Genomic DNA, 17,114 nt, shown 5'->3' with positions numbered 1-17,114 from the left:
AAAAAATAGGGAGGGTTGAATGTACGACCGTGAGAAGAATCTCTTTGCGTCCTATGCCGGCAAGCACATCAGCCGGCGTGATCTGCTCGACGGCGCCGCCAAGCTCGGCATCGCCGGTGTCGCCGCCAATGCCGCCTTTGCTTCCGAGATGTCGAAGGCGATGGCCGCGGATTTCAACTGGAAGTCCCAGAGCGGCAAGACGGTCAAGCTGCTGCTCAACAAGCATCCTTACGTTGACGCGATGATCGGCGACATCGAGGCGTTCAAGAGCCTGACCGGCATGAACGTCACCTACGACATCTTCCCGGAGGATGTCTATTTCGACAAGGTGACGGCGGCGCTGTCGTCGAAATCGGATCAGTACGACGCCTTCATGACCGGCGCCTACATGACCTGGACCTATGGTCCGGCCGGCTGGATCGAGGACCTCAACACCTACATCAAGGATCCAGCCAAGACCAACCCCGCTTTCGCCTGGGACGACGTGCTGCCGGGCCTGCGCTCCTCGACCGCCTGGGACGGCGTCGCCGGCTCCGAACTCGGCTCGGGCAAGGCCAAGCAGTGGTGCATTCCGTGGGGCTACGAACTCAACAACGTCACCTATAACCGCAACATCTTCAGCAAGGTCGGCGTCAAGCCGCCGACCAATCTCGACGACATGGTGGAGGTCGCCGCCAAGATCACCAAGGATGCCGGCGGCCCGTATGGCGTCGGCGTGCGCGGCTCGCGCTCCTGGGCCACCATCCATCCAGGCTTCCTCTCGGCCTATGCCAATTTCGGCCAGAAGGACTTCGTGATGGAGGGCGGCAAGCTCAAGGCCGCAATGAACACGAAGGCCTCGAAGGACTTCCACGAGAAGTGGGTCAAGATGATCCAGGGCTCGGGCCCGAAGAACTGGTCGACCTACACCTGGTACCAGGTCGGCACGGATCTCGGCGCCGGCGCCTCCGGCATGATCTTCGATGCCGACATCCTCGGCTACTTCATGAACGGCGGTGAGAACAAGGAGCGCGGCAATCTCGGCTACGCCCCGTTCGCGGCCAACCCGGCCGCCAAAGCGCCGACGCCGAACGTCTGGATCTGGTCGCTGGCGATGTCGAGCTTCTCCAAGCAGAAGGACGCGGCCTGGATCTTCATGCAGTGGGCGGCCTCCGTCGAGCACGACCTGTTCGGCGCGCGCAAGATGGACTTCGTCAATCCGGTCCGCACCTCCGTGTGGAAGGACAGCGAGTTCCGCGACCGCATCGCCAAGTCTTATCCGGGCTATCTCGAGCAGCATGACCTCTCGGCACCCGGCGCGAAGATCTACTTTACAGCGCAGCCGCTGTTCTTCGATCTCACGACGGAGTGGGCGGCGTCGCTGCAGAAGATGGTGGCCAAGGAGATCACCGTTGACGAGGGCCTCGACAAGCTTGCCGAGAGCATCAACCGTCAGCTGAAGCAGGCCGGCCTCGGCTGAGGCTGCGCGGCATCTTCCTGACCGCCCGTCGGTCCGGACGCTCCCCACAAGCGTCCGGACCGGCCCCATCTTCCGTGCGATGATGTGATCACGCCTATCATGAGCATGGCCCAACTTGTCGAGACCGAGGCGGCGCCACGCCGCGCCAAGCGCTGGCGCAGACGGCTGCTGCCGTATCTATTGAGCCTGCCGGCGCTGCTGGTGTGCATCGCCATCCTGGTGCCGTTCGTGACCGCCGCGGTCTATTCGCTGCAGCGTTACCGGCTCAACCTGCCATATCTGCGCGGCTTCATCGGTGTCGACAACTATATCGATTTTCTGTCCGATCCCGCGTTCTGGAACACGCTGCGCATTTCGCTGGTCTACACTGCCGTGACGGTCATCGCCGAGCTGCTGCTCGGCCTCGGCATTGCGCTCTTGCTGCGCCGGCCGACGCGCTTCCACAATGCGGTCTCGATCATGCTGCTGCTGCCGCTAATGACGGCTCCAGCGATCGCCGCGCTGATGTGGAAGCTGATGACCAATCCAAGCTTCGGCATCCTGTCCTACCTCGTCGGCCTGCTCGGCGTGCACGACTTCAAATGGGCGTCCGATCCGTCGACCGCGCTGTTCACGGTCGTGCTGGTCGATGTCTGGGTCTATACGCCTTTCATCATGATTCTGCTGCTGGCCGGCCTGCGGTCGCTGCCGCGGCAGCCGTTCGAGGCAGCGGCGCTCGACGGCGTGCCGGCGAGCTTCGTGTTCTTCAGGATCACGCTGCCGATGCTCGCACCCTATATCATCACGGCGTCGCTGTTCCGCCTGCTCGATTCCATCCAGCAGTTCGATATCGTCTATGCGATGACCCAAGGCGGCCCTGGCGACCGGCTGATGGTGTTCCAGGTCCAGGCCTATCTGGAGTTCTTCCAGTACACCAATGTCGGTCGCTCGGCGGCGCTGCTGATGATCCTGTGGCTGATCACCAACATCCTGTCGAACATCTTCATCAAGAACTGGCTGCGGCTGCGCGCACGTGCCCACGGTCACGCCTGAGGGAGGCCGCTGATGGATCACTCCAGTCCCGCCGGGCGCATCTTCCGTGGCATCGCGCTTGCGCTCGTGCTCGTGTTCTTCATGTTCCCGATCGTCTGGATCCTGCTGATGTCGTTCCAGACCAATGAGCAGATCCTGCGCATTCCGCCCCGCCTGCTGTTCGAGCCGACGTTTGCCAATTATGAGGCGCTGATCTCCGGCCAGCTGCGGACCGCGGCGGGCAATCTGCAGATCGAGTTCATGCGCAACCTGATGAACAGCTTCGTGCTGTCGAGCGCCTCGGTGATCCTGGCGCTGCTGCTCGGCGTGCCGGCGGCCTACGCGTTCGCGCGGTTCAAATTCAAGCTCGGCGAGACCATCGCGTTCACGCTGCTGTCGTTCCGCTTCGCGCCGCCGCTTCTGGTGCTGCTGCCGCTCTCGCTCTACTATCAGCAGCTTGGGCTGAACGACACCTATTTCGGCATCGTCTGGGTCTATCAGCTGATCGCCTTGCCACTGATTCTGTGGATCGTGCGCGGCTATTTCGAGGACATCAGCCCCGATATCGAGCACGCCTATAGGCTGGCCGGACATTCCTGGCGCGAGGCGTTCACCCGCATTGCCGTGCCGCTGGCAGGGCCGGGGATCGCGGCGGCGGGCCTCTTGTCCTTCATCTTCTGCTGGAACAATTTTGTCTTCGCGCTGATCCTCGCCTCCGCCGACAAGCAGCCGGTGACAGTCGGCGCGCTCGCCTTCGTCACCGCCTCGGGCATCCAATACGGCCAGATCGCTGCGGCGATCGTGCTGTCGGTGACGCCGACCTTGCTGCTCGCACTCTATGCGCAGCGCTATCTGGTCGAAGGTCTCTCGCTTGGTGCAGTGAAGGGTTGAGCAGCCATGGCGCGCCTCGAACTCAAATCCATCGACAAGAGCTTCGGAGCAGTCAGCTGCGCCAGGGGCGTGTCGCTGAGCGTCGAACCCGGCGAGATCGTCGCCGTGTTCGGTCCGTCCGGAAGCGGCAAGACCGTGTTGCTGCGCATGATCGCCGGCATGTTCGAGCCCGACGGCGGCGACATCCTGGTCGGCGGCCGCTCGATCGTCGATGCGCCGCCGGAGCAGCGTGGCATCGGCATGGCGTTCCAGAATTTTGCGCTATTCCCGCACATGAGCGCGCGCGACAACATCGCCAGCGGCCTGCGCGCGAGCGGCGCGTCCGACATCGCGGCCAAGGTGACGGCAATGAGCAGGCTGCTGAAGATCGAGCACGTGCTCAGCCACCGACCGCGTGAATTGTCCAACGGGCAGAAGCAGCGCACCGCGCTGGCGCGCGCGCTGATCGGCAACCCCGAGGTGCTGCTGCTCGACGATCCCCTGCGCAACGTCGACGCCAAGCTGCGGTACGAGATGCGGCTCGAGCTCCCGAGCCTGCTGCGGCGCGGCTCGGCGGCGGTGCTGTATGTGACGCAGGACTATCGCGAGGCGATGGCGATCGCCGACAGGATTGCCGTCTTGATCAACGGCTGCCTCGTGCAGGTGGCGCGTCCGGAGGACATCTATGCGCGGCCGGCGTCGGTCGCGGTGGCGCGGCTGTTCGGAGATCCCAGCATCAACCTCTCGGAGGTCGCGCCGGTGGCGGAGCAGGGAGCTCTGATCGCGGCGATCGCCGAAACGCCAGTCCGTCTGGACGCGGAGAATCTGCCGTCCAACGCGCGGGAGCGCTGCTGGCTCGGCGTGCGGCCCGACGACGTCGTCGTGACCCGTCAGGGCGGCGAAGGCGCGATCCCCGCACGTATCGTGGCGGTGACGCCGATCCATGAGCGGGCCGTGGTGCTGCTGCGCTTCGCCGACGGCTCGGAATGGCTCGCGGCGCTGGCGCCGGAGGCGCTGGAGGCTGGTGCCGACGAGGACGTGTTCGTGCGCTTTGCGCCGGAGACGGCGCTGTTGTTCGACCATGCCACCGGTGAGCGCATCGGTCTGACGCGACGGCGTCAGGCGGCGTGAGGAGGCATCATGGGCATGCTCGAGATCCGCAACGTCGACAAGATCTATCACACCAGGGGCAAGCCCGATGTCCACGCGGTGCGTGCACTCGACATGGACATCCGGTCCGGCGAGATCGTCGCGCTGCTCGGCTCCTCCGGCTGCGGCAAGACCTCGACGCTGAGGATGATCGCAGGGTTCGAAAGCGTCAGCTCGGGCTCGATCGCGCTGGCGCGGCGGCCGATCCACGATCTGCCGCCGGCCAGGCGGAAGGTGGCGATGGCGTTCGAAGGCTACTCGCTGTATCCGCCGCTGACGGTGCGCGAGAACATTGCGTTTGCGCTGAAGGCGCAGCAGCTGTCGCGCGCCGAGATTGCCCATCGCGTCGATGACATCGCCCGACTGGTCGAGATCGAGGACATTCTCGATCATTACCCGCGCGCGCTGTCGGGCGGACAGCAGCAGCGCGTTTCGCTGGCGCGGGCGCTAGTGCGCGACGCCGACCTCTATCTGCTTGACGAGCCGATGGGGCAGCTCGAGCCGCAACTGCGCGCGGTGCTGCGCGGCCGCATCAAGGGCCTGCTCGCCGAGCGCGGCATGACCGCGATCTTCGTGACCCACGACCAGACCGAAGCGAGCGCGCTCGCCGATCGCATCGCGGTCATGGAGGATGGCGTGTTGCAGCAGTTCGCCAGCGAGAAGGAGCTGAAGAACCGTCCGGCCAATCTGTTCGTGGCGAGCTTCATCGGTGAGCCGCCGACGAACCTGCTGGATACGACGGTGACGCCAGAGGAGGGCGGCTTCCGCCTGTCCGCCGGCTCGGACCTCGCGTTCCATATCTCCCGCCAGACCCTGGACATGCCGGCTCAGCAGGCGCTGGTTCAGGCGCAGCGGATCAAGGTCGGAATCCGGCCGCAGCGAATCGCGATCGGCGGCGGCGAGGCGCGGCTGCGCGTCGTCTCCAACCAGTGGCTCGGCGACCAGTCGCACATTGCCGGTGAATGCGCCGGGCATCTGCTGGTCGCGGTGACCCAGGGCAAGGTGGCGGCGCGGCCCGGTGACGTCGTGCCGTGCACGCTGGACGCGCGTCACCTCCACATCTTCGGCGCCGACGGCGTCTGCGTCCGGCATGCGGAGGCGCGCTGAGCATGGCGGCGACCGCGACCCGCGATGTGATCGTCGGCATCGACGCCGGGACGTCGGTGATCAAGGCGGTCGCGTTCGCGCGGGACGGCCGTCAGATCGGCGAGTTCGCGATTCCCAACAGCTATGCGACCTTGCCGGGAGGCCGTGTCGAGCAGGACATGGCGCGGACCTGGACCGACACGGTGGCTGCTCTGCGCGGCCTCGGTGCCGCGCTGCCGGAGCTCTCCGGCCGTGTCGCTGCGATCGCCGTGACCGGGCAGGGCGACGGCACCTGGCTGATCGACGCCGACGGCCGCCCCGTCGCGCCGGCCCTGTTGTGGCTCGACTCGCGCGCGGCGCGCTTCGTCGAGGCCTTCCGCAGCGGCGAGCGCAATGCGGCGCACTATCAACGGACCGGATCGGGACTCAACGCCTGTCAGCAGGGGCCGCAGCTTGCCTGGCTGCAGGCTCACGGCATGGAGATGCTCGGACGCGCCAGCACGGTGTTCCACTGCAAGGACTGGCTCTACTTCAAGCTGACCGGCGTGCGCGCCACCGATCCGTCGGAAGCGTCCTTCTCCTGTGGTGATTTCCGCAAGCGCTGCTTCGATCGCGAATCTGCTGATCTGATCGGCATCTCCAGCTCGCTGCGTCTGTTCCCCGATGTCGTCGATGGTGTCGTTACCACGCATCGCTTGACGGGGATGGCCGCGGCGGAGACAGGCTTGCCCGAGGGCGTGCCGGTGTCGCTCGGCTATGTCGATGTCATCTGCAATGCGCTCGGTGGCGGGTTGTATGATCCCAACCCCGATGTCGGCTGCACCATCATCGGCTCGACCGGCATGCACATGCGGCTGGCGACATCGGCTGATGACGTCAGGCTCAATGCCGAGGCGACCGGGTATACAATGCCGTTCCCGGTGGCCGGCCACTACGCGCAGATGCAGTCGACGATGGCGGCGACGTTGAACATCGACTGGCTGCTCGACGTCGCGCGGGGCGTACTTGCGATGGAAGGCATCGCACGGTCGCGCAACGACCTGATCCGGCGGCTCGACGAGCGCGTGCTGCAGGCGAAGGCGGGCGAGCTGCTGTATCATCCGTTCATCTCGGACGCGGGCGAGCGCGGACCCTTCGTGTCCCACGAGGCATCGGCGCAGCTGATCGGCCTGCGTACGCGTCATGGCTATTGGGATCTGATGCGAGCCGTCATGGAAGGGCTCGCCTTCGCGGCGCGCGATTGCTACGCGGCGATGGGATCGCTTCCGTCGGAGATCCGGCTGACGGGCGGCGCGGCCCGCAGCCGCGCTCTGGGCGCAATTCTCGGTGCCGCCGTCGGCAGCAGCATCCGGGTCTGCCGGCGCGAGGAAGCCGGCGCGTCCGGCGCCGCGATGATCGCAGCTGTCGCGACCGGGCTCTATTCGAACATGATGGACTGCGCGGAGGAGTGGGTGAGACCGTATCTGGATGAGCCGCAGGCGCCTGAGCCGGCGCTCGCGGAGCGCTATGCGCGGCTGTTCCCGGCCTATGTCGAGGCACGCCTGGCGGCGCGACCCGTCTGGAAGCAGCTTGCGGCGCAGCGCGCGGGAGCCAACCATGTCTAGCTCCATCGCCATCATCGGCGACCGTTTCATGCTGCCCTCGGTGTTCGCCGAACGCATCACGGCGATCTGCGGCGATCATCTCGACATCCGCATGCTCGAGCAGCCCTGGCCGGACGAGCCGATGGAGCATGGCTATGCCGGCTCCAAGCTCGACGGTCTCAAGGAGTTCATGGGCGATCCCGATGAGCTCGCCGATTTCATCGGCGAGGCACCGCTGCTGGTGACCCATCTGGCGCCGATTTCGCGCGCGATGCTGCAGCGGCTGCCGCGGCTGAAATTCATCGCGGTGTCGCGCGGCGGCCCGGTGAATGTCGACATGCAGGCGGCGCGTGATCACGGTGTGCTCGTCGTCAACACACCCGGTCGTAACGCCAGCGCGGTCGCCGAATTCACCATCGGCGCGATGCTCGCCGAGACTCGGCTGATCCGCAGCGGCCATGAATCGATGCGGGGCGGGGAGTGGCGCGGCGATCTCTACCGTGCCGATCGCACGGGCCGCGAGCTCGGCGAGATGACCGTCGGCATCGTCGGCTATGGCGCGATCGGCACCCGCGTGGTGAAGTTGCTGAAAGCGTTCGGCTGCAGGATCCTGGTGACGGACCCCTACGTCCAACTCACCGCCCAGGACCGCAATGACGGCGTCGAGCATGTCGCGCTGGCCGAGCTGCTGTCGCGCGCCGACGTCATCAGCCTGCATGCCAGGGTGACGTCGGAGACCACCGGCTTCATCGATCGCGAGGCGCTGGCGCGGATCAAGCCGGGCGCGATCCTGATCAACACGGCGCGCGGGCCGCTGGTCGACTACAAGGCGCTGTTCGAGGTGCTGAGCTCGGGGCGGCTCGCCGGTGCGATGCTCGACACCTTCGCGATCGAGCCGGTGCCGCCGGACTGGCCGCTGCTGCAACTGCCCAACGTGACGCTGACGCCGCACATCGCCGGCGCCTCCGTCCGAACCGTCACCATCGCCGCCGACCAGGCGGCCGAAGAGGTTCGCCGCTATCTCGCCGGCGAGCCGCCGCTCAATCCCTGCTGACGAAAGGTTTTCCAAATGAATCGCGAGGAACGACAGCTCCGCGAGACCATCATCGCCAAGTGCCGGTGGATGAACGCCTCGGGTCTGAATCAGGGCACGTCCGGCAATATCTCGGCCCGCTACAAGGACCGAATGCTGATTACGCCGTCGGCGACACCCTATGATTCGATGAAGCCGGAGATGATCGCATCGATGCCGCTCGACGGCGAATATGGCTCCTGGGAAGGGCCGTTGAAGCCGTCGACGGAATGGCGCTTCCATCTGGACATCATGCGCGGACGCCCGGATGTCGGCGGCGTCGTGCATACGCATTCGACCTACGCCACCGTGCTTGCGATTGCGCGCAAGCCGATTCCGGCCTGCCACTACATGATGGCGGCGTTCGGCGGCACCGACATCCGTTGCGCCGGCTATGCGCGTTTCGGCACGGCCGAACTGTCCGAGCTGGCGCTGGAAGCGCTGAAGGGACGCAACGGCTGCCTGCTCGCCAACCATGGCATGATCGCCGTCGGCGCCAATCTCGACAAGGCGATGTGGCTCGCGGTCGAGCTCGAGACCATCGCGAAGCAGTATTATCTTTCGCTCGCGCTGGGACAGCCGCACATCCTGGGCGATGCCGAGATCGCCGAGACGGCGCAGGGCTTTTCGACCTACGGGCTGCAGGACCAGAAGACGACAAAGTCAGCGAAGCCCGTCAAGAAGGCGGTCAAGGTTGCTGCCAAGCCAGCTGCCAAAGCCGGCACCAAGACGCGTGCGGCCGCAGCCCGGCGCAAGCCCGAGACGAAGCGTAGCGCGACGCGATGAACGCACCGGTCTCACGCAGCGTATCCGATGATGGCTTGTTGGACCTCGCCGTCATCGGCGGCGGCATCAATGGCGCTGGTGTCGCCCGTGATGCCGCCGGCCGCGGCCTGACCGTGCTGCTGTGTGAGAAGGATGATTTTGCGCAAGGGACGTCGTCGCGCTCCGGCAAGCTGATTCATGGCGGCCTGCGCTACCTCGAATATTACGAGTTTCGCCTGGTCCGCGAGGCGCTGATCGAGCGCGAGGTGCTGCTGGCCTCGGCGCCGCACATCATCTGGCCGATGCGCTTCGTGCTGCCGCATTCGCCGGAGCAGCGGCCGGCCTGGCTGGTACGCACCGGACTGTTTCTCTACGACCATCTCGGCGGCCGCAAGCAGCTGCCGGCGAGCCGCAACGTCGATCTCGCGCATGAGCCGGAAGGCGCGCCGCTGCGTCCCGAATTCCGCCGCGGTTTCGAATATTCGGACTGCTGGGTCGATGATGCCCGGCTCGTCATCCTCAATCTGGTCGATGCCGCGCGCAAGGGCGCCGTCATCCTTCCGCGCACGCGCGCAGTCAGCGCGCGCCGCGAGGGCGAGTGCTGGCGGCTGGAGATGCGGTCGGACAGCGGAGAGCTGCGCAGCGTGCGCGCGAAGGCGCTGGTGAATGCGGCAGGTCCCTGGGTCCAAGACGTCGTGCAGGGTGTCGCCGGCCTCAACTCGGCGCACAATGTGCGGCTGGTGAAGGGCAGCCATCTCGTGGTGCCGAAATTCTGGGGCGGATCGCAGGCCTATCTGCTGCAGAACACCGACCGCCGCGTCATCTTCGTCAACCCCTACGAGACCGACCTCGCGCTGATCGGCACCACCGACATCGTGCATGACGGCCGCGCGGAGGATGTTGCGATCGATGGCGGCGAGATCGACTACCTGCTGGCGGTGCTCGATCGCTATTTTCGCGCAGCGCCGGTCAGGGCCGACATCATTCATGCCTTCTCCGGCGTGCGCCCCTTGTACGACGACAATGCCGACAATCCCTCGGCTGTGACACGCGACTACGTGTTCGAGGTTCACGGCACGGCCGAGCAGCCGCCGCTGCTGTCGATCTTCGGCGGCAAGATCACGACCTTCCGCAAGCTCGCCGAGCACGCGCTGGAGCGGCTCGGGCCGTGGTTTCCGCGGATGGGTCCGGCCTGGACGGTGGCCGCCTGCCTGCCGGGCGGCGATCTGGGCGGATCCTTCGACCGGTTCCTCGACGGCCTCGCGCGCGACTATCCGGACCTCCCGCGCGAGACGGTCGCGCATTACGCCCGGCTCTATGGCAGCTGCGCGCGCGATCTGCTCGGCTCGGCGCGCCGGCGTGATGATCTCGGCCGCCATTTCGGTGGCACGTTCTACGAGCGCGAGCTCGCCTATTTGCGCGAGCGCGAGTGGGCGATGACGGCGGCCGATGTGCTCGATCGCCGGACCAAGCACGGCCTGCACCTGACCCGCGCCGAGCGCGAGGCTTTCGAGGCGCAGCTGTAGAGTTCAGCGCAGGCTCCGCGAGCGTCGTCGCGCTGATCACTCCTTTTGGCGGCCGTAGATCAGCAGCATCAGGATGATCACCGCGCCATAGATCAGCTGGCGGCCGGCCTCGCTGATCTGCATCACCGAGAGGATCGACTGCAGCAGCGTGATCAGGATGACCCCGGCGATGGTGCCGAGATAGCTGCCGCGGCCGCCGAGGATATGTGTGCCGCCGAGCACGACCGCGGCAATCGACGGCAGCAGATAGGCATCGCCCATCGACTGCGCCGCCTTCGAGGCGTAGCCGGCGAGCAGCACGCCGCCGAAGGCAGAGAGGGCGCCCGACAGCATGAACGCCAGCATCGTGATCCGGCGCGTATCGATGCCGGAGAGATACGCGGCGCGCTCGCGGTTGCCGATGGCATAGATGGCGCGGCCGAAGGTGGTGCGAGACAGCAGCCAGACCGCGGCGGCTCCGATGATCGCCCAGGCGAGCACCGCATTCGGAAGGCCGGGAACGGCCGTTCCGGTGGCGAGATAGCGCATCGCCCTGGAGGCGGAATCCTGCGGCGAGAAGCCGCCGGTGTAGGCGACCATCAGGCCTTGCGCGACCGCGTTGGCGGCCAGCGTGATGATCATCGAGGGAATGCGCAAATAGGCGACGCCGATGCCGTTGAGCAGACCGATGGCGGCGCCACAGAGGATGCCGAAGGGGATCGCGAGGATGGCGCCGGTCGTGCCATGCGCCGCGGCGGCGCAGGCCATCATCGCGCCTGTCGTAACGACCCAGGGCACCGAGAGATCGATCTGGCCGAGCAGGATCACCAGCATCATGCCGGTGGCGATCACGCCGAGAAAGCTCGCGACCTTCAGCTGCTGCAGCAGATAGTCCGGCGACAGGAAGCTGCGCGAGTAGAGGCTGCCGACGAGCAGCAGCAGCAGGATGCAGCCGAACGAGGCCGCCACCGCCGGATCGATTCGCCGCAGCCAGCCTATCCCGCGAGCGACCGGCCGGGTTGCCGTTGCGTCGCTCATCCGAACCACTCCAGTCGATTGCGCACGCGCAGCAGCCCGAACGCGCCAATCGAGACCGCGAGCATCAGCACCAGGCCCTGGAACAGCGGCTGCCAGAGCGGATCGAAGTCGAACACGAAAAGCAGATCGCCGATCGTGCGGAAGGCGAGCGCGCCGAAGATCGCGCCGATGGCGCTGCCGCGTCCGCCCATCAGCGAGACGCCGCCGAGCACGACGGCCGCGATCGAGAACAGCGTATAGGCGTTGCCGCTCGCATGGGCCGCTTCGCCGGTGTACGAGAAGAACGTGAGAAACAGACCTCCGATCGCCGACAACAGGCCGGCGAGTGTGTAGGCCATGAACTTGGCGGCGCGCACCGGAGCGCCCGACATGTAGGCGGCGACTTCCGAAGAGCCGGTGGCGAAGGCGGCGCGGCCGATCGTCGAGCGGCTATAGGGCAGCCAGATCAAGACCGCCGCCGCGGCCAGCGCTACGAGGCTGGTCGGCACGACGCCGAACAGCCGGCCCGTCAGCGCATCCGCCAGCGTCTCGTTCACCGAGCCGCCGGGATTGGGGCGCAGCATCAGCGCGACGCCGTAGTACATCGCCCCGGTGGCGATCGTGGTGACGATCGGCTGCAGGCGGCCGAAGATCACGATCGCGCCGTTGACCATGCCGCAAAGGATGCCGGTGCCGAGTACGCCGATCACGCCGAGCGCCGTCTCGGTGGCGGTGCCGACGACGATCCAGGAAGCAAGGCAGTTGGTGAGCGTCAGGATCATGCCCACGGAGAGATCGATGCCGGCGGTGATTACCACGATCGCCTGCGCCATGGCGACGAAGGCGAGCAGGGTCGCCTTGTTGGACGCGGTCTGCACCATGTTGGCGCTGAAGCCGGCCGGATGATTGGTCGCATAGATCAGGAACATCGCGACGAAGATGCCGATCGCGAGCAGGGTGCCGCGCCGCTCGGCGAGCCAGTACCGCCACTCGCTCATGGCGCGCTCGCTTTCGCCGGTTCGCCATCATCGACATTGAGGGCGCTGCTGACCAGCGCGCGCTCGGTGATCTCGGCGCCCGCGAGCTCGCGCCTGACAGCCCCGTCATACATCACCAGCACGCGGTCGCAGCAGCCGATCAGCTCGTCATAATCCGTCGAATACAGCAGGATCGCGGCGCCCTCGTCGGCGAGCCGGCGCAGCAGCCGGTAGATTTCCTGCTTAGTGCCGACATCGATGCCGCGGGTAGGATCGTTGAGCAGGATGATGCGCGGCCTGTTCATCAGCCATTTCGCGATCACCACCTTCTGCTGATTGCCGCCGGACAGCGCGCTGACCGGCAGGTCAGGGGAGGCGGTCTTGATCTCGATCAGGCGGATCATCTCGTCGATCAGCGCCGACTGCCGCTTCCGGTCGATGATGCCGAACCGCGCGAAGCGGTCGAACGCGGCCGCGGAGAGATTGTCGCGCACCGACATCGGCAGCATCAGCCCCTCGGTCTTGCGATCCTCCGGGATCAGCGCGAGACCGGTGCGCTCGGACTTGGCGGCGACGGGGCTATCGATCGCGACCTTGCTGCCGTCGATGGAAATGTCGCCGCTCACATCGCGAAGCACGCCGAAAAGCGCCAGCAGCAGCTCGCGCTGGCCCTGGCCGTCGAGACCGCCGAGGCCGATGATCTCGCCTTGATGCAGCGCGAAGGAAATGTCTCTGAGCCGGTCGCCCCAGCCGAGAGCCTTGCAGCGCAAGGCGGGTGGCCGGCCGTCGGGATTTCGGACCGGCTTGTCAGGGAAGGCGTGCTTGTATTCGCGGCCGATCATGAGCTCGATCACCTCGGCGTCGGTCTTGGCGCCGGCGGCGAAGGTCGAGATCCTCCGGCCGTTGCGGAACACGCTGCAATCGTCGGCGAGCTCGGCGATCTCGTGCATGCGATGAGAGATGTAGAGCAGCGCGAGGCCTTCACTGCGCAGCCGCTTCAGCACCTCGAACACCTTGGTGACGTCGGCGGCCGTCAATGCCGATGTCGCCTCGTCGAGGATCAGGATCTTGGGCTGCCGCGCCAGCGCCTTGGCGATCTCGACCATCTGCCGGCGCGACAGCGGCAGGTCGCGCACGAGCGCCCGCGGATGGATATCGCCGGCGCCGGCGCGGCGCAGCGCCTGCTCGGCGACGCGACGCTGGGCGCGCCGGTCGATCATGCCGAAGCGGGTCGGCGGATGACTGATCAGGATGTTGTCGGCGACCGACAGATCGGGGATCAGCGACAGTTCCTGGAAGATGCAGACGATCCCAGCATCATTTGCCGCGGAGGGATTGGTGAAGGCGACCTCGCGTCCCTCGAGCGTCATGCGGCCCTCATCGGGCGCAACCACGCCGACCATGAGCTTGATCAGCGTCGACTTGCCGGCCCCGTTCTCGCCGAGAATGGCATGGATGCGGCCCGGATGAACCTCGAGGTCCGCCCGGTCGAGCGCGATCACGCCGCCATAGCGCTTGGATAACCCTTCCGCGCGAAACAGCGGCTCGGCCGCGATCATCATTGGCTTCCTCGGCGCTGGCGCGACGGTCACATCGAAGCCGCCGCGCAATCACCTCGAGATTGCGCGGCGGCTGAGAGCGGCGCGAGCTTACTGGTTTTCCTTCGACTGGCCCATGATCTCCTGCGCCGTGAAGTTGATGCCGCAGGTCGGGAAGGAATTGCCGACGAAGAAGTTGTCGGACTGCGACGGGAAGTAGTCCTGATCCTTCTTGAAATTGGGATCCTCGACGACCGCCAGCGGCAGCTTGACCGACTGCGGCACGACCTTGCCTTCCAGCGCGGCGAGCGCGACCTTGATCGCGACCGCGACCTGCGCCGGCCCCGTGCCGGCCGACGAGCATTTCAGGCCTTCCGATGCCTTGGCGGCGCAGAACTTGCGGAAGCCGTTCTCGGTCTCGCCGCCGAACGGTACCATCTTGTGCTTGGCGTCGAGCATCGCCTGCACGATGCCGGTGTCGCCGCCCTGGCCGGAGATCGCATCAAACGGGCCGTTGGTGGCGATCGCGTCCGCCGTGGCCTTCTGCGCGACGCCGTCGTCCCATTTGCCGACGACCTCGGTGACCTGCCACTTCTTGCCGGAGCCGTTGAGTACGGAGTGGAAGCCATTGTGCCGGTCGGTGTCGACCGACGTGCCGGCGACGCCACGCACCTCGAGAACCTTGCCGCCATCGGGCACGTTCTTGACCAGCCAATTCGCCCAGAGCTCGCCGAGGCCCTTCTGGTCGACGTTGACGTTGATCGCATCCTCCGTCGCGAGGATGTTGTCGAAGGCGACGAGGACGACGCCGGCCTGCTTGGCGCGCTTGATCACCGGACCGAAGGCCGTCGGGTTCTGCGCGTTGACGACGATGGCGTCATAGCCGGAGTCGATGAAGTTGTTGATGGCCGAGATCTGCGCCGGCACGTCCTCGCCGGTGGAGACGACCTTGAACTCCTTCAGCTTCGTCTTGACCTCTGGCTGCGCCGCATAGGCCTTCGCCGTCTGAATCATCTGGATGCGCCAAGTGTTGGCGATGTAGCCATTGGCGAGCGCGATACGATACGGCCCCTTTTTCGCCGGGTATTTGAAGAATTTCGTGTCGGCGGTCCACGGCACCATGCATTCCGGCTCGGCCGCCGGGCCCTTGACAGCCTCGGGTTCCGCAACCGCCTTGCCGGCGAACGCCGACAGCAGCACGAGCGATGCGCATGTCGCAAGGCATCGCGCCTTCATCGGCTTGGCGTTGGACTTGCCCTTGGACTTACACTTGGACTTGGCCGTGATCAGCTCGGAAGACATTGGTGACCTCCCCATTGTTGCAGCGCCGATGATTGACGCATGTCCGAGATGCCTCACTTCTTCGCGGAGGTTGTTCGAGCATCGCTCGTCATCTCGACGATCGCAGCGATACTGGCCAATGACAGCGCTGTCAATTGCCGCACCTATCGGAGTCGAAACGTTGGCGGCGCATGCGCGCACTGCACAAGTAGGCCGTAATTAGAATGCCTCCCTGGTGCTGAGTGACGGCCGGGTTGCTCATATCGCTGATGTCAGCGCTATCACTCAGGCGCAGCAGTTTTTTGCGTCGCATCAAGGAAAATGAGACTGCTCGTCAAGGTCGCCAGTCGGAGTCGCATCCGGGCCTGCGCGCCGTCAGCTAGCCTCCACGGCTGATGGGGGCCCACCGCTGCTTGCAGACCGTGGCGAGGCCTGCCGCCAACACGGCCAGCAACGACTGGCCGGCAGATTCGTGTGCTCCAGCGATGGGCAACAAGGGAGGGAGTTCGATGCACATGCGACGCGTGGGGTTCGCCGTGGTCACGGCGCTTTTGCTGTCCGGCACGGCATACGCTCAAGAGAAGATCAAGGTCGGCGTCACGGCGACGCTCGAGGGCACCTACACGGTGCTCGGCGAAGACGGCATGCGCGGCCATATCACCGCGCTGAACGTGCTCGGCAAGAAGGTCGGCGACAAGGAACTGGAATTCGTGGTCGCTTCGACCGACGCGACGCCGGATTCCGCCGTGCGCGCGGTGCGCAAGCTGATCGAGCAGGACAAGGTGCAGATCCTGCTGTCGCCGCTGTCGGGCGACGAGGGCATCGCGGTCAAGAACTTCGCCAAGACGCATCCGGAGCTGACATTCGTCAACGCGGCCTCGGGCGCGCAGGAGACGACCTATGTCGATCCGGCGCCGAACTTCTTCCGCTATAACATGGACGGTGCGCAGTGGCAGGTCGGCCTGGGCAAATATGCTTATGAGACCAAGGGCTATCGCAAGATCGCGACGGTCGGCGAGGACTACTCCTTCATCTACACCCAGGTGTTCGGTCTCGCCCTGGAGTTCTGCGGCCTCGGCGGCAAGATCACCAGCCGGCAATGGGTCCCGCTCGGAACCAAGGACTTCGCTTCGGTCATCGCCGCTCTTCCTGACGATGTCGACGCGATCTATCTCGGCCTCGGTGGCGCCGACGCCGTCAACTTCCTCAATCAGTATCAGCAGGCGGGTGGCAAGGCCCACCTGATGGGCGGTTCGATCATGATCGACCAGACCATCCTGTCCTCCAAGGGCAATGCCAAGAACGCCTTGATCGGCACCATCGCGGCTTCGGGTCAGGCCGATACCTGGGAGGACCCGCGCTGGCAGAAATTCGTGAAGGCCTATCAGGACTCGTTCCCGCCGGAGAAGCGCTTCCCCAGCCCGTCGCTGCTCGCCACCAACTATTATGGCTCGACCATGGCGCTCATCCTGGCGCTGCGCGAGGTCAATGGCGACCTGTCCGACAATCAGGCGAAGCTGAAGGCTGCATTGGCCAAGATCGAGATCGACGCGCCAAATGGCAAGATCAAGCTCGACTCCAATCGCCAGGCGATCGGTACAAATTTCGTCACCGAGGTCGTCGACGACGGCAAGGGCGCGCTGTTCAGCAAGGTCGTGAAGGTCATCCCCGACGTCAACCAGACGCTCGGCTATGATGCCGCCACATTTGCCAAGATCGGCCTCCCGAGCCGGACCGTGCCCGAATGTAAGAAGTACTGACCGATTGTGCTTTGCAGTCGGCGCGGCTGGAGCGCTCGCTC

General features: G+C 65.7%; 14 protein-coding genes. 10 read left to right on the top strand and 4 right to left on the bottom strand.

Annotated elements, in window-relative coordinates; all coding sequences use genetic code 11:
• Positions 1–19: 19 nt before the first annotated feature.
• From BRADO_RS22345 to BRADO_RS22305, 9 genes are all read left to right on the top strand, one after another.
• The gene (locus BRADO_RS22345; protein ID WP_011927625.1) at positions 20–1,459 is read left to right on the top strand and encodes an extracellular solute-binding protein; all 1,440 of its coding nucleotides are present in this window, start codon (positions 20–22) and stop codon (positions 1,457–1,459) included.
• A 105-nt stretch (positions 1,460–1,564) separates the two neighbouring features.
• The gene (locus tag BRADO_RS22340) at positions 1,565–2,491 is read left to right on the top strand and encodes a carbohydrate ABC transporter permease (RefSeq protein ID WP_197535389.1); all 927 of its coding nucleotides are present in this window, start codon (positions 1,565–1,567) and stop codon (positions 2,489–2,491) included.
• A gap of 12 nt (positions 2,492–2,503) precedes the next feature.
• A complete protein-coding gene (locus tag BRADO_RS22335) occupies positions 2,504–3,361 on the top strand; it encodes a carbohydrate ABC transporter permease (RefSeq protein WP_011927623.1) in 858 nt (285 codons plus the stop codon).
• A gap of 6 nt (positions 3,362–3,367) precedes the next feature.
• The gene (locus BRADO_RS22330; RefSeq protein ID WP_011927622.1) at positions 3,368–4,471 is read left to right on the top strand and encodes an ABC transporter ATP-binding protein; all 1,104 of its coding nucleotides are present in this window, start codon (positions 3,368–3,370) and stop codon (positions 4,469–4,471) included.
• Between the two features lie 15 nt (positions 4,472–4,486).
• Positions 4,487–5,596, top strand: a complete 1,110-nt coding sequence (locus tag BRADO_RS22325) for an ABC transporter ATP-binding protein (protein ID WP_041756800.1) — start codon at positions 4,487–4,489, stop codon at positions 5,594–5,596.
• 2 nt (positions 5,597–5,598) lie between these two features.
• The gene (locus BRADO_RS22320) at positions 5,599–7,179 is read left to right on the top strand and encodes an FGGY-family carbohydrate kinase (RefSeq protein ID WP_011927620.1); all 1,581 of its coding nucleotides are present in this window, start codon (positions 5,599–5,601) and stop codon (positions 7,177–7,179) included.
• Positions 7,172–8,212 (top strand): 2-hydroxyacid dehydrogenase, encoded by a 1,041-nt coding sequence (locus tag BRADO_RS22315; RefSeq protein ID WP_011927619.1) that lies wholly within the window; start codon positions 7,172–7,174, stop codon positions 8,210–8,212. The genes BRADO_RS22320 and BRADO_RS22315 overlap by 8 nt, the downstream gene beginning before the upstream one ends.
• Positions 8,213–8,227: 15 nt before the next feature.
• On the top strand, positions 8,228–9,016 hold the full coding sequence (locus BRADO_RS22310; protein ID WP_011927618.1) for a class II aldolase/adducin family protein: 789 nt from the start codon (positions 8,228–8,230) through the stop codon (positions 9,014–9,016).
• Positions 9,013–10,521, top strand: a complete 1,509-nt coding sequence (locus tag BRADO_RS22305; RefSeq protein WP_011927617.1) for a glycerol-3-phosphate dehydrogenase — start codon at positions 9,013–9,015, stop codon at positions 10,519–10,521. The genes BRADO_RS22310 and BRADO_RS22305 overlap by 4 nt, the downstream gene beginning before the upstream one ends.
• A 36-nt stretch (positions 10,522–10,557) precedes the next feature.
• On the opposite strand, the gene BRADO_RS22300 is transcribed toward BRADO_RS22305, so the two are convergent.
• The 4 genes from BRADO_RS22300 to BRADO_RS22285 all read right to left on the bottom strand — a co-directional run bounded on the left by BRADO_RS22300 (position 10,558) and on the right by BRADO_RS22285 (position 15,268).
• Positions 10,558–11,538, bottom strand: a complete 981-nt coding sequence (locus BRADO_RS22300; protein ID WP_011927616.1) for an ABC transporter permease — start codon at positions 11,536–11,538, stop codon at positions 10,558–10,560.
• Positions 11,535–12,515, bottom strand: coding sequence for an ABC transporter permease (locus BRADO_RS22295; RefSeq protein WP_011927615.1), 981 nt, complete (start codon positions 12,513–12,515; stop codon positions 11,535–11,537). The genes BRADO_RS22300 and BRADO_RS22295 overlap by 4 nt, the downstream gene beginning before the upstream one ends.
• Positions 12,512–14,053: a sugar ABC transporter ATP-binding protein gene (locus tag BRADO_RS22290; RefSeq protein ID WP_011927614.1), complete on the bottom strand. Its 1,542-nt coding sequence runs from the start codon at positions 14,051–14,053 to the stop codon at positions 12,512–12,514. The genes BRADO_RS22295 and BRADO_RS22290 overlap by 4 nt, the downstream gene beginning before the upstream one ends.
• Before the next feature lie 90 nt (positions 14,054–14,143).
• Positions 14,144–15,268, bottom strand: coding sequence for a sugar ABC transporter substrate-binding protein (locus BRADO_RS22285; protein ID WP_041757665.1), 1,125 nt, complete (start codon positions 15,266–15,268; stop codon positions 14,144–14,146).
• A 554-nt stretch (positions 15,269–15,822) separates the two neighbouring features.
• On the opposite strand from BRADO_RS22285, the gene BRADO_RS22280 reads away from it, so the two are divergent.
• On the top strand, positions 15,823–17,073 hold the full coding sequence (locus BRADO_RS22280; protein WP_011927612.1) for an ABC transporter substrate-binding protein: 1,251 nt from the start codon (positions 15,823–15,825) through the stop codon (positions 17,071–17,073).
• The last annotated feature ends 41 nt before the right edge of the window (positions 17,074–17,114 follow it).

The sequence above is a fragment of the Bradyrhizobium sp. ORS 278 genome (genome assembly GCF_000026145.1).
Taxonomy (GTDB): Bacteria; Pseudomonadota; Alphaproteobacteria; order Rhizobiales; family Xanthobacteraceae; genus Bradyrhizobium.
This window is presented reverse-complemented; position numbering and strand designations above follow the sequence as displayed.

Excerpts from the sequence above, each read along its gene's own strand:
- BRADO_RS22345 (WP_011927625.1), top strand. The coding sequence starts at position 20 with ATGTACGACCGTGAGAAGAATCTCTTTGCGTCCTATGCCGGCAAGCAC.
- BRADO_RS22340 (WP_197535389.1), top strand. The coding sequence starts at position 1,565 with ATGGCCCAACTTGTCGAGACCGAGGCGGCGCCACGCCGCGCCAAGCGC.
- BRADO_RS22335 (WP_011927623.1), top strand. The coding sequence starts at position 2,504 with ATGGATCACTCCAGTCCCGCCGGGCGCATCTTCCGTGGCATCGCGCTT.
- BRADO_RS22330 (WP_011927622.1), top strand. The coding sequence starts at position 3,368 with ATGGCGCGCCTCGAACTCAAATCCATCGACAAGAGCTTCGGAGCAGTC.
- BRADO_RS22325 (WP_041756800.1), top strand. The coding sequence starts at position 4,487 with ATGCTCGAGATCCGCAACGTCGACAAGATCTATCACACCAGGGGCAAG.
- BRADO_RS22320 (WP_011927620.1), top strand. The coding sequence starts at position 5,599 with ATGGCGGCGACCGCGACCCGCGATGTGATCGTCGGCATCGACGCCGGG.
- BRADO_RS22315 (WP_011927619.1), top strand. The coding sequence starts at position 7,172 with ATGTCTAGCTCCATCGCCATCATCGGCGACCGTTTCATGCTGCCCTCG.
- BRADO_RS22310 (WP_011927618.1), top strand. The coding sequence starts at position 8,228 with ATGAATCGCGAGGAACGACAGCTCCGCGAGACCATCATCGCCAAGTGC.
- BRADO_RS22305 (WP_011927617.1), top strand. The coding sequence starts at position 9,013 with ATGAACGCACCGGTCTCACGCAGCGTATCCGATGATGGCTTGTTGGAC.
- BRADO_RS22300 (WP_011927616.1), bottom strand. The coding sequence starts at position 11,538 with ATGAGCGACGCAACGGCAACCCGGCCGGTCGCTCGCGGGATAGGCTGG.
- BRADO_RS22295 (WP_011927615.1), bottom strand. The coding sequence starts at position 12,515 with ATGAGCGAGTGGCGGTACTGGCTCGCCGAGCGGCGCGGCACCCTGCTC.
- BRADO_RS22290 (WP_011927614.1), bottom strand. The coding sequence starts at position 14,053 with ATGATCGCGGCCGAGCCGCTGTTTCGCGCGGAAGGGTTATCCAAGCGC.
- BRADO_RS22285 (WP_041757665.1), bottom strand. The coding sequence starts at position 15,268 with ATGAAGGCGCGATGCCTTGCGACATGCGCATCGCTCGTGCTGCTGTCG.
- BRADO_RS22280 (WP_011927612.1), top strand. The coding sequence starts at position 15,823 with ATGCACATGCGACGCGTGGGGTTCGCCGTGGTCACGGCGCTTTTGCTG.